General features: G+C 70.3%; 20 protein-coding genes. 10 read left to right on the top strand and 10 right to left on the bottom strand.

The window, feature by feature from the left end; genetic code table 11:
• The first annotated feature begins 5 nt into the window (after positions 1 to 5).
• Genes pal through tilS form a run of 3 tightly spaced genes read left to right on the top strand, consistent with a single transcriptional unit; the run spans position 6 to position 2,650 of the window.
• Entirely contained in the window at positions 6 to 599 is a 594-nt protein-coding gene (gene pal, locus ACODSY_RS16975) for a peptidoglycan-associated lipoprotein Pal (RefSeq protein WP_488952949.1), read from the top strand.
• 6 nt (positions 600 to 605) lie between these two features.
• The gene (gene ybgF, locus ACODSY_RS16970; protein WP_488952948.1) at positions 606 to 1,466 is read left to right on the top strand and encodes a tol-pal system protein YbgF; all 861 of its coding nucleotides are present in this window, start codon (positions 606 to 608) and stop codon (positions 1,464 to 1,466) included.
• Positions 1,454 to 2,650, top strand: coding sequence for a tRNA lysidine(34) synthetase TilS (gene tilS / locus ACODSY_RS16965; RefSeq protein ID WP_488952947.1), 1,197 nt, complete (start codon positions 1,454 to 1,456; stop codon positions 2,648 to 2,650). The genes ybgF and tilS overlap by 13 nt, the downstream gene beginning before the upstream one ends.
• On the opposite strand, the gene ACODSY_RS16960 is transcribed toward tilS, so the two are convergent.
• The 3 genes from ACODSY_RS16960 to ACODSY_RS16950 form a co-directional block, all read right to left on the bottom strand.
• Positions 2,632 to 3,489, bottom strand: coding sequence for an alpha/beta fold hydrolase (locus ACODSY_RS16960; protein WP_488952946.1), 858 nt, complete (start codon positions 3,487 to 3,489; stop codon positions 2,632 to 2,634). The two genes, tilS and ACODSY_RS16960, sit on opposite strands and share 19 nt — an antisense overlap.
• A complete protein-coding gene (locus tag ACODSY_RS16955; RefSeq protein WP_488952945.1) occupies positions 3,486 to 4,385 on the bottom strand; it encodes a M23 family metallopeptidase in 900 nt (299 codons plus the stop codon). Before ACODSY_RS16955 ends, ACODSY_RS16960 begins: the two co-directional genes overlap by 4 nt.
• Before the next feature lie 226 nt (positions 4,386 to 4,611).
• Complete coding sequence (locus ACODSY_RS16950) at positions 4,612 to 7,605, bottom strand: autotransporter outer membrane beta-barrel domain-containing protein (RefSeq protein ID WP_488952944.1); 2,994 nt, start codon at positions 7,603 to 7,605, stop codon at positions 4,612 to 4,614.
• 134 nt (positions 7,606 to 7,739) lie between these two features.
• Here ACODSY_RS16950 and ACODSY_RS16945 point away from each other — a divergent pair, with 134 nt between their 5' ends.
• Positions 7,740 to 8,078: a helix-turn-helix domain-containing protein gene (locus ACODSY_RS16945; RefSeq protein WP_488952943.1), complete on the top strand. Its 339-nt coding sequence runs from the start codon at positions 7,740 to 7,742 to the stop codon at positions 8,076 to 8,078.
• A 36-nt stretch (positions 8,079 to 8,114) separates the two neighbouring features.
• Positions 8,115 to 9,488 (top strand): hypothetical protein, encoded by a 1,374-nt coding sequence (locus ACODSY_RS16940; RefSeq protein ID WP_488952942.1) that lies wholly within the window; start codon positions 8,115 to 8,117, stop codon positions 9,486 to 9,488.
• Positions 9,489 to 9,499: 11 nt separating this feature from the next.
• On the opposite strand, the gene ACODSY_RS16935 is transcribed toward ACODSY_RS16940, so the two are convergent.
• From ACODSY_RS16935 to ACODSY_RS16910, 6 genes are all read right to left on the bottom strand, one after another.
• Positions 9,500 to 10,918 carry an NAD(P)(+) transhydrogenase (Re/Si-specific) subunit beta gene (locus tag ACODSY_RS16935; protein WP_488952941.1) on the bottom strand — a complete coding sequence of 473 codons (1,419 nt, stop codon included), beginning with the start codon at positions 10,916 to 10,918 and terminating at the stop codon, positions 9,500 to 9,502.
• A 24-nt stretch (positions 10,919 to 10,942) separates the two neighbouring features.
• The gene (locus tag ACODSY_RS16930; RefSeq protein WP_488952940.1) at positions 10,943 to 11,257 is read right to left on the bottom strand and encodes a proton-translocating transhydrogenase family protein; all 315 of its coding nucleotides are present in this window, start codon (positions 11,255 to 11,257) and stop codon (positions 10,943 to 10,945) included.
• 15 nt (positions 11,258 to 11,272) lie between these two features.
• A complete protein-coding gene (locus tag ACODSY_RS16925; protein WP_488952939.1) occupies positions 11,273 to 12,406 on the bottom strand; it encodes a Re/Si-specific NAD(P)(+) transhydrogenase subunit alpha in 1,134 nt (377 codons plus the stop codon).
• A gap of 285 nt (positions 12,407 to 12,691) precedes the next feature.
• The gene (locus ACODSY_RS16920; RefSeq protein WP_488952938.1) at positions 12,692 to 12,934 is read right to left on the bottom strand and encodes an aa3-type cytochrome c oxidase subunit IV; all 243 of its coding nucleotides are present in this window, start codon (positions 12,932 to 12,934) and stop codon (positions 12,692 to 12,694) included.
• A gap of 63 nt (positions 12,935 to 12,997) precedes the next feature.
• Positions 12,998 to 14,053 (bottom strand): alpha/beta fold hydrolase, encoded by a 1,056-nt coding sequence (locus ACODSY_RS16915; protein ID WP_488952937.1) that lies wholly within the window; start codon positions 14,051 to 14,053, stop codon positions 12,998 to 13,000.
• A 134-nt stretch (positions 14,054 to 14,187) separates the two neighbouring features.
• Positions 14,188 to 15,318: an acyl-CoA dehydrogenase family protein gene (locus tag ACODSY_RS16910; protein ID WP_488952936.1), complete on the bottom strand. Its 1,131-nt coding sequence runs from the start codon at positions 15,316 to 15,318 to the stop codon at positions 14,188 to 14,190.
• 114 nt (positions 15,319 to 15,432) lie between these two features.
• On the opposite strand from ACODSY_RS16910, the gene ACODSY_RS16905 reads away from it, so the two are divergent.
• The 4 genes from ACODSY_RS16905 (at position 15,433) to ACODSY_RS16890 (ending at position 19,519) form a co-directional block, all read left to right on the top strand.
• On the top strand, positions 15,433 to 16,134 hold the full coding sequence (locus tag ACODSY_RS16905; protein WP_488952935.1) for a winged helix-turn-helix transcriptional regulator: 702 nt from the start codon (positions 15,433 to 15,435) through the stop codon (positions 16,132 to 16,134).
• 75 nt (positions 16,135 to 16,209) lie between these two features.
• On the top strand, positions 16,210 to 17,283 hold the full coding sequence (locus tag ACODSY_RS16900; RefSeq protein ID WP_488952934.1) for a hypothetical protein: 1,074 nt from the start codon (positions 16,210 to 16,212) through the stop codon (positions 17,281 to 17,283).
• On the top strand, positions 17,283 to 17,753 hold the full coding sequence (locus tag ACODSY_RS16895) for a GFA family protein (protein WP_488952933.1): 471 nt from the start codon (positions 17,283 to 17,285) through the stop codon (positions 17,751 to 17,753). Before ACODSY_RS16900 ends, ACODSY_RS16895 begins: the two co-directional genes overlap by 1 nt.
• 191 nt (positions 17,754 to 17,944) lie before the next feature.
• Complete coding sequence (locus ACODSY_RS16890) at positions 17,945 to 19,519, top strand: EAL domain-containing protein (protein WP_488952932.1); 1,575 nt, start codon at positions 17,945 to 17,947, stop codon at positions 19,517 to 19,519.
• Positions 19,520 to 19,627: 108 nt separating this feature from the next.
• Here ACODSY_RS16890 and ACODSY_RS16885 read toward each other — a convergent pair whose 3' ends face one another.
• Complete coding sequence (locus ACODSY_RS16885; RefSeq protein ID WP_488952931.1) at positions 19,628 to 20,503, bottom strand: acetyl-CoA carboxylase carboxyltransferase subunit beta; 876 nt, start codon at positions 20,501 to 20,503, stop codon at positions 19,628 to 19,630.
• A gap of 115 nt (positions 20,504 to 20,618) precedes the next feature.
• Between ACODSY_RS16885 and ACODSY_RS16880 the strand changes: the two genes are divergently transcribed.
• The gene (locus tag ACODSY_RS16880) at positions 20,619 to 21,125 is read left to right on the top strand and encodes a hypothetical protein (protein ID WP_488952930.1); all 507 of its coding nucleotides are present in this window, start codon (positions 20,619 to 20,621) and stop codon (positions 21,123 to 21,125) included.
• Positions 21,126 to 21,139 lie beyond the last annotated feature (14 nt).

Below are 21,139 nucleotides of genomic sequence, written 5' to 3'. Positions count from 1 at the left end.
TTCAGATGATCAACAGCCCCAAGAACGAGGAGACGTTTATGGTCCGCAGCTTCACCGGGAGCGCCGCCCTTCGCCTGGCCCTCGTCGCAACGGCCGCGGCGTCCCTGGCCGCCTGCCAGAGCAAGCCGAAGCCCACCTATCCGACCCAGACGACGCCGCCGGCCACCACCGGTCCGTCCACCGCGCCGCCTCAGGCCGGCCCGGTGACGGGGCAAGCCACCGCGCCGATCCCGGGTTCCACCCAGGACTTCGTCGTCAACGTGGGCGACCGCGTCTACTTCGACACCGACCAGCACGACATCCGCGAGGATGCTCGCCCGCTGCTCACGGCCCAGGCCGAATGGCTGCGCCGGTATCCGAGCGTGGTCGTGAAGATCGAAGGCAACGCCGACGAGCGCGGCACCCGCGAATACAACCTCGCCCTTGGCGCCCGCCGGGCCAATTCCGTGCGCGACTTCCTCGTGAGCCAGGGCGTCACCGCCGGCCGGATCTCGACGATCTCGTTCGGCAAGGAGCAGCCGATCGACGCGGGTTCGGGCGAAGAGGCCTGGGCCAAGAACCGGAACGCCCGCACGGCTATCGTCTCCGGCGCCCGCTAAGCGACGATGCGTCTAAGCCGCCTGCCTGCGCTGCTGCTCACCGCGGCCGTCCTCGCGACGGCCGCACCCGCGGCCGCGCAGACGCCGCTGCCGGCCGAGGGCCAGCCCGATCCGCTCGACGCCCGCGACGCCCGGCGAGTCGAGCGGATGGAAAAGGTCGTCCGCGAGCTCCGCTCGATCGTCTTCCAGCTGCGCGACAGCGGAAAGCCGGTCGTCGTGCAGCCCGCGGATACCGACGCGCGCCTGGCCGAGATGGGCGAGAAGCTGAACGACCTCGAGCAGACCCTGCGCAGGCTGAACGGCTCGGTCGAGAGCGCCACCATGGAGGCCGACCAAGCCAAGCGCGAGATCGCTTCCCTCAAGCAGCAGGTGGCGGCGCTTACCGAACGCCTTACAGCCCTCGAAGGCAAGGTCACCGCGCCGCCGGCCGACACCTTTGGCGGCGCGGGCCCTCCGGCTGGGGTCCAGGCCGCGGCGGGCGATCCCGCCAAGGACTTCGCCCAGGCGCGTCAGCTGATGCTGGCGGGCGACTACGACGGCGCGGAGCAGGCCTTCGCCGGCTACGTCCAGGCCTACCCGGACGGCCAGCGCACCGCGGAGGCCAACTACTGGTGGGGCAAGACGCTGAGCGTGCGCGGCGCCCACGCGCATGCCGCCCAGGCCTATATCGCCGCCATCCGCGGCTGGCCCCAGACGACGTGGGCGCCGGACGCGGTGGTGGAGCTTTCGCGTTCGCTGGTCGCGCTGAAGAAGCCCGCCGACGCCTGCCAGATTTTGGGCGAATTCGGCCGGCGCTACGCCAAGGCGCCCGCCAACGTGCAGAGCCGCGCCGCCGCCACCCGCACCCAAGCCAAGTGCGCGGCCTAGAGGCGGCCGCCCGCCAGGTTCTCGACAGCCATCTACTGCGCGACAGCCGCCGCCCCATCGCCATCGCGCTGTCGGGGGGCGGCGACTCCCTCGCCCTCACGCTGATCGCCGACGCCTGGGCCCGCGACGCCGGCCGAGAGCTCGTGATCCTGACCGTCGATCATCGACTGCAATCCGACAGCGCCGCCTGGACGCAGGCCTGCGCCGCCCTGGCCGCGCGCCTCGCTCGGCCGTTCGAGGCCCTGGCCTGGGAGGGCGAGAAGCCGAAGACCGGCTTGCCGGCCGCCGCCCGGGCCGCGCGGCATCGTCTGCTCGCGGACGCGGCGCGAGCGAGCGGAGCCCGGGTGATCCTGCTGGGCCACACCGCCGACGACCTCGCCGAGGCCGCGGTCATGCGCGCAGAGGGGGCGACGACCCCCGACCCACGCGTCTGGTCGCCCTCCCCTGTATGGCCGGAAGGGCGCTGCATCTTCATGCTTCGGCCACTGTTGCAGGCGGGCCGGGACGAACTCCGCGCGTGGCTGCGGGACCGGGACGAGATCTGGATCGACGACCCCGCGAATGCCGACCCACGCTATGCCCGCAGCCGCGCGCGGCTCGCGCCCCCGGCGGCGTGTCCACCCGCCCCGACTGAGGCGCCGCTCGCCCTCGCCGACCTAGCGGTCGAGCACGCGGGCGTCATCATGATCGACCGCTCCCGCTTGCGTGCGGAGCCTGTGGAAGCCGTACATCGCTTCGTCGGAATGGCCGTCGTCTGCGCGGGAGGCGGTGAGCGCCTGCCGACCAGTGGCCGCGTGGCCCGTGTCGCGGCTGCGTTGGTCGGTTCAGAGCCCTTTGTGGGAACCCTGGCGGGCGCCCGTATCGAGGTGTGCAACGGATCGGTACGTATCCACCGCGAGAGCGGCGAGGCCGGACGGGGCGGTCTTGCCATCATGCGTCCGCCCGGCGTGTGGGATGGACGTTTCGAGATCGCTTCAGGTCCGGAGGTGCGACGGTTGGCCGGGCTCGCCGGGTGGCTCACGCCGGCGGACCGGGCGATCCTGCGAGACATTCCCGCCGCCGCGCGCGGGGCCTTGCCGGCTGTCGTGGAGGCGGACGGCGGCGTACGACTCGCGCCGCTTCTCAGCCTGGTGGGCGCCCGCTTCCGCGCCGCCGCCGGCCTGGTTCAGCGCGAGCCGGCCTGAAGCACGTGGTCGATGCCGCGGACGATGGCGTCCGCGTAGCGTGGGCCCAGCAGGTTGGCGTGGTTCGAAGGCGGCACATGCTCCACGAAACCAGCCCGCGAATGGTTCGCCGGCTTTTCCTGGATGGCCTTCAGGGCGCCGCGCCCCTTGTGCGGGCCGGCGGTGACCACCGCCACCGGCAGGTCGGCCGGAAGCTCGACCGCGCCGGCCATCTCCGACGTCCGGGGCCACTGCATCACCTCGGCGGCCGCCCCGTGGGCATGGGGGGCCGAGGCGTGGATGCGCCGCTTCTCTGCCCCCGCCGCGCCCGGCAGGCCGATGAGATTGCCGCTGATCACCGACACCGGGACCATCAGCCCGAACCGCGCGCCGTGGCTGACCACCTGCAGCAGGCGGCCGAAGCTCTTGATCGCCGCCGGGCCGCCCGGCAGGTTGAAGACGTCGGGCGTCACCGCATCGACCAGCACCAGCCCGGTCAGACGCCGCTCGCGCTCCAAGGCGAAGAGTCGGACCATCAGCCCGCCCATGGAGTGTCCGACCAGGAGGATTGGACCGGTCTCGCGCAGGGCGCCCAATAGAGCTTCGAGGTCGTCGTTGATCGCCCGGCCGTCGCGCGGTGCGGGGCCGGCGTCGGAGTGACCCAGGCCGGCGCGGTCGTAGGCCAGGCTACGCAGGCCGCGCGCCGCCAGCTTTTCCTGCACCACGGCCCAGTCGGCGGCGCAGCCGAACGCGCCGTGCTCGCAGACGATCAGGGGATGGTCGCTGGCCGCTGGACCGGCGCGCACGATCCGCAGGGACCGGCCGCCGATGTCGACCTTCTCGCCGCGATAGCCGCTCAAAGGCTGAGCTGGGCCCGGGGGCGGCCGTCCGGACCGATGGAAAGCTCGCGCATCCCGTCGATCTTCTCTTGCTTGGCGGCGGCCTTGGCCTGCCCCTCCAGATTCTTCTGGGCGGCGGCCAGATCCTCCGCGTCGGTGGTCTTGCGGCGGACCACGATCGTGCCTGGGTTGTCGCGCGCTTCCATCAATGCGCGTTTGCTCTCGGGGATGAACGACACATAGGCCATACGCACCCGCCCGGAGTAGCGCTTGGCCTTGTCAAGCGGCAGGTCGCCGGCTTCGGCGAAGGCGCGTCCCAGGAACATGGCCGGGTTCAGCGGCCGCTGATCGCCGTCGCGGATCTCGAAGTGCAGATGCGGGCCGGTGGATGTGCCGGTCGAGCCTATGCGGCCTACGGGCATCCCTGCTTTCACCGCCATGCCGGGCTTCAAGCCAGGCGCGATGGCGCCCAGGTGGGCGTAGAAGGTGGTCAGGCTCTCGGCATGGCGCACAGCGACATAGCGGCCGTAGCCGCCCTTGGTCCCGGCCTCAACGACCACGCCATCGGCGGCGGCGATCACCGGCACGCCGCTGTCGGCCGAGATATCGACGCCCTCGTGCAGGCGGCCGTTGCCCTCCCAGGGCAGTTGGCGCAGGCCGAAGGGCGAGACGACCGCGTGGCCGGGCACGGGCTCCTCGAATGCGATCAGGACCTCGTCCTCCGCCGCCGCCGACACGGGGCGGGCCTTGGCGCTGGTCAGCGCGACCTGTTCCGCCGTGCGCTTGGGGGCCGCGGATGGCGCCAGCAGCGAAGCATGGGCCACCGCGAAAGCGCTGAGCCCGGCAGTCGCCACGATCGCCGCCTCCGCCGCAAGGCGCGAGCGGGCTTTCAGGATCGGCTTCCGTTCTGGCGCCAAGGGTCTCGAACTCCCACCAACCGCACGCGGTCTGGCCGCGTCCATACGGGACCGGCCGGCAAACTGCCGGGCGTTCTAGGCAAAAAGCGGGCCGCGGGCAAACGCGCGCGCCCGCGAGGCGAGCTGTCGAAACGCCCGGGCCGGTACGCGGCGCGTCCGCATGGACGGTCGCGGACGGCCATCCGGCCCGGGCTCCGCCGGCGATCCTCCTCGGGAGAGGCCGCCGTCAGAACTGGAAGCGGACCGTGGCGCGCGCGTCGTACTCCTCGTAGTCACCGTCGACCGTCGCGCCGGCGTTGACCGAATAGACCACGCGCGCCGCGCCGCCGCGGAAGCCGACACGGGCGACGGCACCGCCCTTGAAGACGTCTTCCGGATTCAGTGTGAACTCCTCACCGCCGTCGAAGTGGGCGGTGGTCCGCGACGGTCCGCCCGCCAGCTTGGCGCGATAGCCGGCCTTGATCTCGGGGGCGAAGTACACCTCGTCGCCGAAGCGCCAGCCGATGGCCAGCAGCGCCTCGCCGGTCAGCATGTCGCCGGTCCGCTTGTCGACGATCAGGTTGAAACCCGAGCCGCCGTTCTTCTCCTTGTAGCCGTCCTCGGCCAGCCGCAGGTAGCTCGCCGAGATCTCGGGCCGGGCGTAGAGGCTGCCCATGCGCATCTCGTACGAGGCGCCCGCATAGGCGTCGACCATCCAGGCGTTCCACTTGGAATCCGCCCGCAGGCTGACCGTGCCGGCCTCCAGCCGCCGGTCGCCGTCGAAGAAGGCATAGCCCACCCCGCCGCGCACGGCCGCCTGCAGCGGGCCGCCATCCAGGCGCCAATAGAGGCCGGCGCCGAAGAGGTTCATCGAGGTTTCTTCGCCCGCCGCCGCCCCGCGGTCCTTCACGTCGGTGGTGACGAAGGAGACGTTGGCCCCCAGCGCCGCGCTCTCGCCCTGCAGGTCCATGCCGGCGGCAAAGCCGAAGCCCTGGCTCTTGAAGCCGGCGGCGTCCTGCTTGTCGCGCTTGATGTTGAAGGCGACCTCCTGGGCCCAGACCCCGGTCCCGGACGAGGGATCGATCGGCGCCGGCTCGGCCACCGCGCCGGACACCGCCGCCGAGATCGCCGCGGCCGACATCAGCACGCCGCCCGAATGGTCCGGCAGCATCTGGTCGTAGAGGCCCTGGAATCCGGACTGGGTCTTCTGGCCCAGGAAGGCCTGTTCGATGCGGTCGTCCTTGTCGAGGGAGGCGAAGACCGCGTCATAGGCCTGGGCGCCCGAGCGGTTCAGGCCCAGTTCCGTCGCCGTCTTGGGCCGCAGGTCGACGTAGAGCGCGCCGGCCCCCGCGTCGGCCCGCAGGCTGGCGCTGTAGAGGAACGGCGCCCCGGCCAGCGTCGCGCCGGCCTGGCCGACTGCCAGGCTCTGCGCCTGGACGATCTGGAACGACTTCGAGCCCTTGGAGATGGTGGTCAGGGTTACGTCCACCTGCGCGCCGGTGGCCACGGTGGCCGCGCCGGTGACGTTCAGGCGCGTATTGGTGAGCGTCGGGTCGACGCTGACCGCCAGCACGCCCTTGGCGCCCAGGTTGAGCGAGCTCACCGTCACAGTCTCGGTGTTGGCGACCGTCAGGCGCCCATCGCGGACGTCGATGGCCAGGCGGCCGTCGCTGTCCGAGATCCGACCGGCGGCGGTGGCCCCGCCGTCGACCACCAGGCTGTCGGCGCCCGCGCCGAAGGTCATATTACCGGCGAACGCGCCGCCCAGGATCTCCAGTCGGTCCGCGCCTGAGCCGAACAGCACGTCGCCGCCGATCGCCGGCGCGTCGGCAGTGTTGACCTTCGCCTGGCGCACGGTGGCGCCCGTGGTGTTGGCCGACAGATCGATGGCGATCGCCTTACCGGTCTGGGTGACGCCGGTGACCGGGTTCACCACGGCGCGGATGACGCCCGAGTTCTCCACCAGCGCCAGCTTACCGGACAGGTCGACGATGGCCCGCGCGTCGTGCAGCCCGCCGTTCTGCTCCGAGCCGATGGTGCCGGCGTTGCGGAGCGCCGGGACGGCCGCGTTCGAGTTCAGCAGCACGGCGGTGGACTGGGCGCCGTACGCGCGGCCGACGATGGAGGCGCCGGCGATGTTGCTGATGCCGCCCTGGACGGTGACGGTCCCGCCGCCAGCCTGACCGATGCGAACGCCCGTGCCGGCGATGCCGTCGTTCACGCCATTGCCGGAGACGGCGCCGCGGTTGATGAAGCCGAACGCCAGGTCGCCCGCCCCGACGGCGCCGATTGTGGTGGCGGTCGCGCCGCCGATGTCGATGGCCGGCGCCCCGCCGTACGAAGCTATGGCCGCCGTCCCCTCGGCGGCGTCGGCGATCCCATCCTTGTCCTCATCGGTGTCGGTGGTGCTGTTGTCGGCGGGCGGCCGGTCGAGAAGGATGCCCTTGCCGACGCTGCCGGTGATGCGCACCGCGCCGCCGCCCTGCTTCAGGTCGTCGGCGTCAAGCTTGGCCCGTGCCGCGTCGGTCAGCCGGTCGCTCGACCGGTAGCCGGTGTTGGCGATCGCGCCTTGCAGCACGACAGCGCCGTCCACGTTGCCGAGTTGCACGGCCACCGTGCCTTCGCCCTGGGTCTGGACCGCCCCCAGGATCCTCACGTCGCCGGAGACGGAATCTGCGCGCACGCCCACGCCGCGGTCGCCGACCAGCGAGATCGCACCTGTAGTGGTGAGGGCGCCGGTAAGCCGTCCCTCGATAGAGATCGCGCCCGAGTCGTTGCCCTCGACGCTGATCGCGCCACCGCTGGCGATGGCGCCAATCGCGCCGGGGGATTGCACCCGGATGCCGAAGCGAGCCGAGCCCTGCGCGAACGGGCCATCCAGGTCGCCGTCGCTATCGCTGTCGGTGGCCGTGTAGTCCTCGACCAGGCTGATCGTGCCGTTGTTGGTCAGCGCGGTGGCCACGCCGCTGTTGACCAGCACGCCGGTGGCGCCGTTGACGCCGGTGAATGTGATGGACCCGTTGTTGATCACGGCGTTGGAGCTGTCGACGGTCACCGCGGCGCCCGCCGCCGTCGGCGCAATCGAACCCGTCGTGTCGATGGTCAGATGGTCGGGCTGTCCGCTCGCGATGGTGGAGGTCCGCACCGGCGCGGTGGTAGCTGTGGTGATCTTGGTCTCCGCGTGGGCGGAGGCGGCATGAATGAGCGGCAGCACGGCCGCGGAGACGAGGAGGCGCTTCATTGCTTTCCTGAAACGAGTCGGCGTGATAGCAGCTGACGAGCGGCTACACGTCGCGTAATTATGCGTTGCGTAAATACTGTATTATTAGGCTTGGGTGCGTGCCGCAAGTGCGCACCGCAAGCCCGGAGCCCACGATGCCGAGACCCGCGACCGACCCTGCCAAGGCCGCCCAGATCAAGGTCCTGCGCCAGCAGGCCGGTCGCTGGCTGAAGTCGGCGCGCGAGGACGCGGGCCTCACTCAAGCCGAATTGGCCGAGAAGGTGGGGCTGCGCTACTACACGTTCGTCTCGCAGGTGGAGAGCGGATTGGGCCGCCTGCCGATCGAAACGCAGGGGGCTTGGGCCACGGCGCTGGGCCTCGAACCCGGAGATTTCGCCAAGACCCTGCTGCGCTTCTACGAACCGGAACTATATAGGCTGCTGTTCGGCGCCGAGAGCGCGGCCCAGGCCCTCAAGGGCCGGGCGACCGGCTAAGCCCCGAGATCGGGCAGGAGATGCTTCCCTAGAGCCATGGGTCAGGTCGTTCCCTTCATCGCCCGTGTGCGCGACAGCGGCGAGTGGACCGCGGGTGAACGCGCGCGCCTGGAAGAGGTCGCCGACCGGCTTGCCGCCGGCGGCGTGCACGTCGAGGTGATCTTCGGGGCCACCGACGAGGGCGACCCCTGGTGCGTGGTCACCGATGGTTCGGGCGACGTCCTGATCCACGTGGCGCGCATCGATGGCCGGTTCGTGGTCCACTCCGCGGTGGACGACGCAGTGAACGAGGGCGCCGACCTCCACGCGGCCCTTCGGGACCGACTCGATGTGACCGAAGCGGCGATGGCGCCGCAGAGCGCCACGATCCTGCCGTTCGGCCTGACGGCCCGCCAAGGCCAGACCTTCCTCGCCCTCGTGGCCGCCGCGGCCTTCTTCTACGAGACGTCCGGTGTCGCCGGGACGGCCGAGGCCGCAGAGCTGCCACCCGAACTGCCTAGCGAACCTGCCCCACCGCCGCCGGAAGACGAGACCCCGACCCAAGAGCGCGAGTTGGCGACCCAGGGCGCCACCCTGCAGCAGCCGGCGAACGCGCCGCATGCTGCGGCGATCCTGGTCGCGCCGGCGCCGGAGCCTCCGCAGGCCGCCGCGCCGCGCGAAGCCGAACCGACTCCGCTGGTCGCCTCGCGCCCCGTCGACTCTCCGGCCGAGACGCCCACCGCCAAGACTGAGGCCGTGATGGCCGCGCCACAAGCCGAGCCGCCTCCCGCCGTCATCCGCGGCACGGACGGCGACGACCGGATCACCGGCACGGCGGCCGACGAGCACATCATCGGCGGCGCCGGCAACGACACGCTGCGCGGCGGCGGCGGCCACGACCTGCTGGAAGGCGGCGCGGGCGACGACCAGATCGAACTGACCTCGGGAACGGTCGCCATTGGCGGCGCGGGCGCGGACACCTTCGTGGTCGAAGCGCCAGTTCAGCTGGGCCACGCCAACACGCTGCTGGGCGTCGTCCTCGACTTCAGCGTCCTCGACGGCGATAAGCTGACCACGGCCAACGGCCGGATCATCACACTTCCAGCCAAGCCGGTGACGGACGACAAGACCGTCACGACCACGACGACCCCAGACCAAGGCGGCGACGGCGACCGCTCGGGTGGCGGAGGGTTCACCGGCCAGGGTGGCGATCCGACGCATCCAACCCTGACGCCGCCAACCGGGACTGGCGGCGATTTCGGTACGACCCTGGTGGGTCCCCCGCTGAGCCGCGTCGAGATCGACCTCGACGGCGACGGTGTCATGGACGGCTATGTGCTTGTCGGCCGCAACGGTCACGTGATCGGCGGCGCGGAGAGCCCGGTCGTGATCACGGGGCAGTCCTTCACGACGGGCGATCTCTTCGGCTGAGATCGGGGCCGCTACAGCCCCTTCAGGATCCCTTCGACCATCTTCTTGGCGTCGCCGAACAGCATCATCGTGTTGTCGCGGAAGAACAGCTCGTTCTCGACGCCCGCATAACCGGCCGCCATCCCGCGCTTCACGAACAGCACCGTGCGCGCCTTTTCGACGTCCAGGATGGGCATGCCGTAGATGGCCGACTGCGGGTCGGTCTTGGCGGCAGGGTTGGTCACGTCGTTGGCGCCGATCACGAAGGCCACGTCGGCCGTGGGGAATTCGGCGTTGATGTCCTCAAGCTCGAAGACCTCGTCGTAGGGGACGTTGGCCTCGGCCAGCAGAACGTTCATGTGCCCGGGCATCCGGCCGGCGACGGGGTGGATGGCGTACTTCACCTCGACGCCCTCCTCCTTCAGCTTGTCGGCCATCTCGCGCAGGGCATGCTGCGCCTGGGCCACGGCCATGCCGTAGCCGGGGACGATGATGACCTTGCTGGCGTTCTTCATGATGAAGGCCGCGTCGTCGGCCGAGCCCTGCTTCACGGGGCGCGTCTCGACCTTGCCGCCGCCGCCGGCCGCCGCGTCCTCGGCGCCGAAGCCGCCCAGGATGACGGAGATGAAGCTGCGGTTCATCGCCTTGCACATGATGTAGCTGAGGATCGCGCCCGACGAGCCCACCAGCGCGCCGGTGATGATCAGGGTGACGTTCTCGAGCGTGAAGCCCAGGGCCGCCGCCGCCCAGCCGGAATAGCTGTTCAGCATCGACACGACGACGGGCATGTCCGCGCCGCCGATCGGGATGATCAGGGTGATGCCGATGATCAGGCTGAGCGCCAGGATCGCCCAGAACGCCCACAGCGCCGAGCCGCCGCTCATCACGAGCACGACCACCAGGGCGACGATGCCCAGGGCCAGCACGATGTTCAGCAGGTGGCGCGCGGGCAGCAGGATCGGCGCGCCGCTCATGTTGCCGTTCAACTTAAGCGCCGCGATCACCGAGCCCGTGAGGGTGATGGCGCCGATGGCCAGGCCCAGGCTGAGTTCGATCAGCGAGTTCAGGTGAATCGAGCCGTCGTCGCCCAGGATGCCGTAGGCCGCGGGCGTGTAGATCGCCGCCACGGCCACGAGGCAGGCGGCCGCGCCCACCAGGCTGTGGAAGGTGGCGACCAACTGGGGCATCGAGGTCATGGCGACCTTGCGCGCGATCATGGCGCCCACGCCCCCGCCGATGGCGACGCCGCCGACGATCAGGCCCAGGGTCAGCGGATCCAGCGCGCCCTGGCCCCAGAGGGTGGCGAGCGCGGTCGCCACCGCGATGGCCATGCCGATCATGCCGTTGCGGTTGCCCGCCTGGCTGGTGGTCGGCGAGCTCAAGCCCCGCAGCGCCAGGATGAAGAGCACCCCGGAGACGAGGTACAGGATGGCCGCGATATTGGCGTTCATGTGCAGTGCCCCCGCCCGGCCGCGCTACTTCGACTTTTTCTTGTACATCGCGAGCATCCTCTGGGTGACGAGGAAGCCGCCGAAGATGTTCACCGCCGCGAAGGCCGCCGCGATCGCGCCGGCGCCCTTGGAGACCATGACGTTCGTGGTGAGATGGCCGTCCCCGCCGCTCGCCGCGGCGGCCAGCAGGGCGCCCACGATGATCACGGACGAGATGGCGTTGGTCACGGCCATCAGCGGCGTGTGAAGCGCCGGCGTGACGCTCCAGACCACATAATAGCCCACGAAGATCGCGAGCACGAAGATCGCCAGGCGGAAGACCGTGGGATCGACATCCATCGTTTCAGCTCCGGATCAGGCTTTGAGGTTGGGGTGGACGACCGCGCCGCCGTGGGTGACCAGGGCAGCCTTCAGGATCTCCTCCTCAAGGTCGGGTGCGAAGGCCCCTTCCTTGGTGAGGAACAGGCCCGAGAAGGCCAGCAGATTGCGGGCGTAGAGCGCCGAGGCGTCGGTGGCGATGCGGCCCGGCAGGTTCGGAATGCCCAGGATCTTCACGCCGCTGGCCGTGGTGACGACCTCGCCGAGCTTGGCGCCCTCGACGTTGCCGCCCTGCTCGATGGCCAAGTCGACCAGCACCGAGCCCGGCTTCATCGAGGCGACCTGGGCGGCGCTGACCAGCTTCGGCGCCGGGCGGCCCGGGATCAGGGCGGTGGTGATGACGATGTCCTGCTTGGCGATGTGGCTGGAGGTGAGCTCGGCCTGCTTGGCCTGGTATTCCTTGCTCATCTCCTTGGCGTAGCCGCCGGCGGTCTGGGCGTTCTTGAACTCCTCGTCCTCAACCGCCAGGAACTTGGCGCCGAGGCTCTCGACCTGCTCCTTGGTGGCGGGGCGCACATCGGTCGCCGTCACAACCGCGCCCAGTCGGCGGGCCGTGGCGATGGCCTGCAGGCCGGCGACGCCCACGCCCATGACGAACACCTTGGCCGCGGCGACGGTGCCGGCGGCGGTCATCATCATCGGCAGCGCCTTGCCGTAGGCCTCGGCGGCCTCGATCACGGCGCGGTAGCCCGCCAAGTTGGCCTGCGACGACAAGACGTCCATCACCTGGGCGCGGGTGATCCGCGGCACGAACTCCATGGCGAAGGCGGTGGCCCCCTGGGCGGCCAGCGCGTCGACCGTGGCGCGCTCCATGTAGGGGTTCAGCGTCGCGGCGACGATCGCGCCGGACTTCAGCGCCTTGATCTCATCGGCCTCGGGGCCGCGCACCTTGAACAGGATGTCGGCCTTGCCGATAGCGTCCTTGGCCGTCTTGGCGATGGCGGCGCCCGCGGCCTCGTACTCCGCGTCGGGATAGGAAGCGGCGACGCCGGCCCCTGTCTCGACGACCACCGAGAATCCGGCCGCGATCAGCTTCTTCACCGTCTCGGGCACGGCGGCCACGCGGGTCTCGCCCGCCCGGCGTTCCTTCGTCACGGCGATAACGGCCATGGTCCGCGAAATCCCCCGCTAAGCCCTCTTGCGGCGCGACCATAGGGGGTGTGGCGAACCCTTGTCCAGCCGCCCTCAGCCGGGCTTTCGAACATATGTTTGAAAGATTTCGCTGCAGCGCAGCAAAGCCGCGCAAGTTTTCACCGGACGACGAACTTCAGGGAGCTTCCTGCGCAACGCACGACCCGTCCGGCGACCGGCGTTCACACCGATCCGGGGCTCCACGCACGACAAAGCCCCCGCGTTCGCGGAGGCTCGTCAATGGCAGCCTGGATTGGCCGGGCGTCAGTGCGCCGCGGCGTCCTTCTTGTCGCGCAGGAGCAGCGTGCCCAGCACCAGCATGACGACGGCGCTGATCGCCGAGCCGGCGAAGCCCGTGTGCGTGCAGAACAGCAGGGTGAAGAAGAACACGCCCGCCGCGATGTACAGCGAGCCCCACTTCGTCAGGCCCATGATCAGGTGGAACGTCGCGGTCTGCTCGGCAATGTCCATGTTGCCGCGCTGGTAGTCGGAAGAAGCTCCGGCCATCGGGATTTCACTCTCAGACGAAAAGGGAGGTCGAGGGGGCGATACACGAACCGCCACCCGGGTTCAATGCGGCCAAGTGGCGAGAAGCGTCCGAAGCGCCGCCACCAGCGCCAGCGGCTGGTCGATCATCACATGGTGGTGGGAATCGGGAATCTCGATCTCGCGCGCCACCTCGGCCAGCGCCGTCTCCTCGCCGACGCGCCGACGCTCGATGATCCGGCTCTTCTCGCCATAGATGTGCACCAACGGGACCGCGACGGGCGGCAGCTTGCCGCTGGTCGACATGCCCATCCCGGAGCGGTCCAGCTTTTCCCACATGTTCGGGTCGAACTTCCACGCGAACCCCTCGCCGCCGCCGTCCGCCTCGGAAAGCGGGGCGCGCCGTAGCGAGCGGCGGGCGATGAAATCGAGGATGTAGTGGTTCTCGGCCGGCTGTGGCGGCATCAGGCGGAACCGCTCCAACGCCTTGGCCAGGGTGGGATAGACGCGCGACGGCTTGTCGGGGCTGGGGATGTTGGCCAGAAGCTCGCGGCGCGCGGCCCGTTCCTTCAGCACCTCGGGCGGGGGCCCGCCGAAGCCGGTGTCCACCAGGATCGCAGCCTCCATCAGCTCGGGCCGTTGCGCCGCCGTGAAGAACACCTGCCCGCCGCCGAAAGAGTGGCCGATGTAGATCGGCTTGCGGCCGCCGTCGTACAGGCCCGTCGCGCGGCTGACCGCCTCGGCGTCGTCCGAGAAGTCGGAGAAGCGATAGGTCTCGCGCCAGTCGGACTCGCCCATGCCGGCAAGCGACATGGCGGTGACCCGATAGTCCTTCGCGAGGTAGGGAGCGATGAAGCTCCACCAGTCGGCGTGAGCGCTGTTGCCATGGGCCAGCAGCAGTCCGGGCTTGCCGCGCTGGCCCCAGGTCAGCGCTTCGATCTTCGTGCCGTGCGAGGTGACGAAGCTGCGCTCGGGCGCCTGGGCCACGGCCCATTTGAACCACTCGGGCGACGCCGGCTCGGCCCCGGCGTAAGGCGCCAGCGGCGCGCGGACCTCGGGCGGCAGGTCGTCGGAATGGAACGGCCGGTCGTCGTAGGTTTCCTTCGAAGAACCGGTCTTGTCAGCGAGGTCGTTGGCCATCGCGATCCGGTCTAACGGCCGTTTGAAAAATGGCAAGCGGATACCCCCGCCGCCTGTTCGGGGGAGGCGGCGGGGTCGCACGAGCCGGCGGCGGTCTGGGGCACGGCCGGCTCGGACGTTTCCGGGAGGCGGCGTCAGCCGTCGATGGGCCGGCCCAGCGCGACGCGCGCGGCGAAGCGGGCCTGCGCCGGCTCCTGCAGCGGGTGGTAGCGGGCGGCCTGGACGTCGCGCCAGATCCGCTCCAGCCCCGTGGCCCGGTAGAAGCCCGCGCCGCCGGCCGCGGCCATGGCCTTTTCCACCGTGGCGATGGATGCGCGCGCGACCAGCGTCCGGCCGGTCATGATGCGGTTGGTGGTCTCCGGACCGGGCTCTTGCGTCTCGGCGCAGGCCACCATGTCGGCGAGCGCCAGCCGCGCGGCCGCCAGTTCGGTCTCCATCTGGCCGATCAGTTGCTCGGTGTCTGCGGAGGCCTTGCGCGCCGCCAGTTCCACGGCCCGGTTCCGCGCCGCCTCGGCGAGGCCGACGTAGACGCTCATGATCAGTGGAAACGCCACCATGCTGACCATGTGCATCAGCGGATGCCACTTGCCCGACGGCCGGCGGACCGTGACCGCAGCCTCGGGGACGAACACCTCGGTGAGCTGTAGGTCATGCGAAGCCGTGCCGCGCATGCCGAGGGTGCGCCAGGTGTCGAGCACCTGCACGCCCTCGGCCCGCATCGGGATCGCCATGTGCAGGACCATCGGCCCGTCGGGGGTGTCCTGGACGGCCATCGTCACCAGCAGATCGCCACGCGGGGACCCGCTGGAGAAGATCTTGCGGCCGGTGACGCGGAAGCCGCCTTCGACGGGCGTGGCGACGCACGAGCCGTCCAGCCAGTCCGAGCCGCCGCTCGAGACGAGGGTCAGGCCCTCGCCGACGACCCGCTTGAGCAGACCCTCCACCGCCTCGGGCGTGCGCCGCCAGCGCCAGGCCGGCAGGGCCACGGCGTGGGTGTGCATGGCGAGCGCCAAGGCGGTCGAACCGCAATAGCCGGCCAGGGCCCGCAGCATGGCCGAGAGTTCGGCGATGCTGGCGCCGCCGCCGCCGAGCTCGGCCGGCGCGGGGGCGGTCTGGAAGCCCTCCGCCTTGAGCAGCTCCAGGTTCGCGGCCACGAAGGCGTCGGTTTCGTCGGCCTCGGTCGCGCGCGGAGCGATCTGCGGTGCAAGGTCGTGAACGCGTTGCGCCCAGTCGGTGGCTTGGGGGTGTTTGACCATAATGTTCATTGGCAGCCTCAATCGTTCGCGATGTCGAGGACCGCGTATCGTCGATATCCCCCGATAGCCTCCAGTTCGAAGAATGAACTTGTCGAACCCGGTTCTCCGGACAACCCTGGCGGCATGAAGGGATACGGACAATTCTGCCCGGTCGCCAAGACAGCCGAGGTGTTCGCTCAACGGTGGACGCCGCTGATCGTGCGCGAGCTGTGTTTCGGCGCGAAGCGGTTCACCGAGATCCACAGTGGTGTGCCCCTGATGTCGCGCGCCCTGCTGGTCCAGCGCTTGGCCGAACTCGAGGACGCGGGCGTCATCGCCACCGAGCCGTTGGCGCAGGGCAAGCTCTACAGTCTGACGCCCGCCGGCGAGCATTTCGGCGGCATCGTCAACCTGATGTCGGACTGGGGCCAGCGCTACGGCCAGGGCCGGATCGCGCACGAAGAACTGGACCCGACGCTGCTCATGTGGGGCATGCGACGCCAGATCTCGCGGTCCGAACTGCCCGATCGCGAGATCGTGCTGCGCTTCGAGTTCCGAGGCATCCCCCGCGCCCATGCGGCCCGCCGCTATTGGTGGATGATACTGCGGCCGGCGGACGTCGAGGTCTGCCTCAAGGATCCGGGCAATGAGGTGGACGTGGTGCTGGGCGCCGACCTCGAAGCCTTCGTGCGGGTCTGGATGGGCCATCGGGGAATGGCCGACGCCCTGGCCAGCGGCGACATCACCATCTCGGGCGCGCCGCCCAAGGTGGCGGAACTGAAGCGCGTGTTGCGCCTGCCTGAGATCCCCGCGCCGCGCGTCCTGGCGTTCCCCCCGGCCGCCTGAACGGCGATCGTCCGCGGCGCTTCCATTTCGCCGGCCGCACCCTAGGTTGGAGGGGTCCGACGCGAAGGGGGATGCGTGGAGGAGCGCGAGCTCGACGACCTGGTGGCGTTCCTGCCGCCGCTGCTGCAGGCGCTGGAGCGCCTGGGCTTCATCGCGCGCTACCTTAATCCGCCCGACTTCGAGAGCGTTCTCGCGGCCGTCGGGCAGCCCGACGCGGAGCTGCGTGGCCAGACCGCCCGATTGGGGGCCTGGCCGGACGAGCTGGACCATGTTCGCGCGCCCCTGCTCGCCGCATCAAACGCCGCGCTCTGCGCCTATGACGAGTTGCGCGCCGCGCCCGACGACCCCGAGATGCTGACGGCCGTGTTCCGCGCGCTGCGCCACCTGCCGAAGGCGAACGAGGCGCTCTATCCGCTGGCCGCGACGTTGCCGCCCGTCAGTCGCTTCTTCCTCGATCCCGACCGCCGCGGCGACGCCGAGCTGGCCCGTCGGCTGGCGCACGCCGAGCCCGGACCGGACAAGGGCGTCCTCCACTATGACAACGCGCCAGAAGCCCGCGGCGGGTTCTCGATCTATGTGCCGGAGTACTACGACCCCAACACCGCCTGGCCGCTGATCGTGGCCCTGCACGGCGGCAGCGGCAGCGGGCGAGGCTTCCTGTGGAGCTGGCTGCGCGATGCGCGCACGCGCGGCGCGATCCTGGTCTCGCCCACCGCGATCGGCCGCACCTGGGCGCTCAGCGGCCCGGACCTCGACACGCCGAACCTCGGTCGCCTGCTGAACTACGTCCGCGGCCGCTGGAATATCGACGAGACGCGCATGCTGCTGACCGGCATGAGCGATGGCGGCACCTTCACCTATGTGTCCGGGCTGGAGCCGACCTCGCCGTTCACCCATCTCGGACCGGTCGCCGCGGCCTTCCATCCCATGCTGGCCGGGTTCGCCGAGCCCACGCGGATGGCGGGCCTCCCGATCCATATCGTCCACGGCGCCCTGGATTGGATGTTCCCGGTCGGCATGGCCCGCGAAGCCGCGACCGACCTGGCCCGGGCCGGCGCCGCGGTCACCTACGTCGAGATCGACGACCTGAGCCACACCTATCCGCGCGAAGCCAACGCCGCGATCCTCGGCTGGCTGGGCCTGGACTGATGGCGCGGGGAGACGTGGCGGTGGGCGCATGCGCCTGCGGCGCCGTGATGGTGGAGATCGGCGTTCCCGCCCGTTGGGCCTGGCACGATCATGCCGCCGCAAGCCGGCTGGCGCACGGCGCGGCGTACGCCACTTATGTCGGCAGCTGGCGTAGCCGCTTCCGCTTCGTCGAGGGCGAGGAACACGTCACGCGATACCAGGACGACGCGGCGGGCACGATCCGCAGCTTCTGCGCGCGCTGCGGCACGCCGCTGACCTACGAACGCGCCCGTTCGCCGCAGATGGTCAATGTGCCGCGCGCCCTCTTCGCGACGCGGACCGGGCGGGAGCCCCGCTACCACATGAACCTCGGCGAGCAGGCCGACTGGACCTACCTGGGTGAGCCGCTGGCGCCCCTGAAGGGCTATCCAGGCGTGATGTGGGAACGGCCACGGAAGAAGAAGCGGCCGCCGCCCGACCCGATGTTCTGAAGCGCGGGCGGATAAATTTCTCCGCATTCAGCACCTTGTAAGCACAGTGGGGTTATCCGGTGATCCTGCGGCGGCCCGAACTCCGGGCGCCGCGCGTTTTTGCGTCGGGGCGGAGCGGGATGGCGGCGTCGGTAAGCAGGGTGTCGAGGATCTCGCCGCGGGGCGGTAACAGCCCTGCCGCGCCCAGCGTCGTGCAACTCCTCACCTTCGTCTTCGCCAGCGCCGACATGGTGCTGGAGGTCGCCAGGGACGGCCGGATCGCCTTCGGGACGGGCGCCGGCGGCCAACTGGTCGGACGCCAGGCCGAAACCCTGGCCGGCGAGCGATTTCTCGACCTGATCCACGCGGCCGACAAGGACCTGGTCGAGGCCGTGCTGCTCGACCTTCGTCCTGGAGAACGTCGCGGCCCCTTCAAGATCGGCCTGGTGAGCGGCAATGGCGTGCAGACGGCGACGCTGTCCCTGTTCCAGATGCCCGAGAGGACGGGCGTGGCCGTCGCCCTCAGCCTCTGGCAACCGAGTCCCACCGAGGTTCAGGTCGACGCGTCCGGTCTGGCCAGCCGCGAGGACTTCGAGACCGCGGCGCTCGGGCTGCTGACGCACGCCGAACAGACCGGCACGCCGCTGCACGTCGACCTGCTGGAATTCACCGGCCTGGCTCCGGCCCTCGCGGCGATGGACGCCGAGGCCGCCGAGACCGCTCGGCGCAAGCTGGCGGCCGTTCTTCGCGCGGCCTCGTACGGCGGCGCGCCGGCGGCCGACCTCGGCTCCGAACGCTTCGCCATGCTGCGGTCGGGTCCCGCGGGCCCGGAAGCGCTCGCTGAGCGCATCCGCGAGCTCGCCGGCCCCGGCGTCGAGATGTCTTCGGGCGAGCTGGCCCTGGATCCGGCGGCGCCCGGCGAGAGCCTGCGGGCGATCCGCTACGCCCTGGACCGCTGCATCGAGGACGGGCCCTCCGCCGCCGCTCAGGGTTTCGAGGCGGCGCTGCGTCAGACCGTCGCCGACTCGAAGCGCTTCAAGGACATGGTCCGCAACGGCCGCTTCGAGTTGGTCTATCAACCCGTGGTCGACCTTCGGACGCGCGGCGTGCACCACTACGAGGCGCTGACGCGCTTCGAGAGTGGCGGAGGCCCGGCGGCCACGATCAAGCTCGCCGAGGAACTGGGCCTGGTCGTCGAGTTCGACCTCGCCATCGTGAAGAGCGTGGTGGCGATGCTGCGCGACTCCCCGCCCGAGACCCGCATCGCGGCCAACATCAGCGCGTTTTCGCTGGAGACGTCAGGGTTCGTGGAAGACGTTCTCCAGACGACGATCGCGTTCCCGCACCTGCGACCGCGGCTCCTGCTGGAGGTCACCGAAAGTCATCGGCTGTCGGACCTCGGGGCAGCCAACGCCGAGATCCAGCGCCTGCGCGCGGCAGGGCACGTGGTCTGCCTTGACGACTTCGGCGCGGGATCGGCGTCACTGGACTATCTTCGCGAGCTGGAGGCCGACGTTCTCAAGTTTGACGGCCGCTTCGTTCGTGCGCTCGACACGCGTCCCCGCGACGTGACGCTGCTGAAGCGCCTCGCCGAACTGTGCGCGGAACTGGGCGTGGCCACGGTGGCCGAGATGATCGAGACCGAGGACGTCGCCCAGCGTGTCGCCGGCCTGGGCGTGAAGTTCGGCCAAGGCTGGCATTTCGGCCGGCCCGGCCCACGGCCCGAGTTGCCCCCCGCGGCGCCGAGCCGGCGAAAGGGCGCAAACGAGACCTGGGGCCGCGGCTAGAGCGCGTTGGGCGAAAGCGGAAGCCGGCTTCGGGCCGAGACGCGCTCTAAACCAAGCAGATCGATCCTGCCGACCGGGTCAGGTCGGCGCCATCTGAAGCCGCCGGCGCTAGGCGGCGCGTTCGCGGCCGAGACGACGGGTCTTCAGATAGCTGCCCAGCACGGCCGGAAGGTCGGCGCGCCGTACGATCTGGTCCACCATGCCCCGTTCCTGCAGGAACTCCGCCCGCTGGAAGTTGTCCGGCAGGGTCTCGCGTATGGTCTGCTCGATCACGCGGCGGCCGGTGAAGCCGATCAGGGCGCCGGGCTCCGCCACATGCAGGTCGCCCAGCATGGCGTACGACGCCATCACCCCGGCGGTCGTGGGATCGGTCAGCACCACCACATAGGGCAGGTTCGCGCCCTTCAACTCGTTCAGCGCCAGGGTCGTCCGCGCCATCTGCATCAGCGACAGTGTGCCTTCCTGCATGCGCGCACCGCCGGTCGCCGTGAACAGCACGAAGGGCAGCTTACGGGCCGCGGCCGTCCGCGCCGCCTCGACGAACGCCTCGCCCACCGCCCGGCTGAGGGAACCGCCCAGGAACGAGAAGTCCTGCACGGCGACCACCGCTTCCTCGCCGCCGACCGCCCCGACCGCCAGCGCCATGGCGTCATATTCGCCGCTGGCCTCGCGCGCCGCCACGATCTGGTCGGCGTAGGCCTTGTCGCCCACGAACCCCAGCGGATCGTCCGGGACCGTCGGCGAGGCCAGCCGCTCGAAGACGCCCTCGTCGAAGGTCACCGCCAGCCGCTGCGCCGCGTTGAGCCGCAGGTGGTGGCCGGCGGGCGTCACCCACAGCGCGGCCTCGACGTCCGGCCGATAGACCATGTCGCCCGTGGCGGGGCAGCGCAGCCAGAGGTCGTCCGGGACCTCTGGCTTGCCCAGCGCCTTGCGCACACCCGGCGCTAGCCGGGAGAGCCATCCGGCCCGCGGTTCCTTGCTCAACAGCGCCTCCCGCTCGTGGCGGCCGAGCTTAACCGCAGCGAGGGCGTTGGGAAGCCTACTTGCGCGCTGAGATTACACGTGTAACTTTCTACATCTGTAATTCGGGAGCCGTGTCGTGATCGAGGCGATCCGGGCGTTGCGCAAGCCGTCGCGGCGGGACGCCTTCCTGCAGCACGCGGGCCTGGGCGGCATCCTGCTGATGCTCATCGCCATGCCGGCTATCGACGTCTATCGTACCTGGGCGGGCGCGGAGGCCGAGCGGAAGCTGTGGACCATCGAGGGGCCGGCCTGCCCTGTCGTCGCGGCTCCAGATCTGCGGGTCGTTGGCCACAAGACCCCGAGGACCTTCACCTACAACAAGATCGAGTTCACCCGGCATCTCGGCGACGTCAGCTGCTCGGCTTTTCGCGAGACGGGCTTCATGAACCCGGAGAGCTACAGCGTCTGCCAGTTCAGCGGCCCTGGCGCCGTGGCGGTGGACACCGGCTCGCGGAAGGTCGTCTTCCAGCCCGGCCCAGGCAAGCGCACCACCGTCACCGTCCGCCATGGCGAGCCCTCTTGCGTGGTCGGCGGCTGGTTCGCCCGACGGCCGCGCAACGACATCCCGCGCCGCAATAGCTGACACAGCGTGTCGGG

It is taken from the genome of Phenylobacterium sp. FG114, from assembly GCF_057809855.1.
The sequence above is the reverse complement of the archived record's forward strand: the minus strand, read 5'-3'. Positions and strand labels throughout refer to the sequence as shown.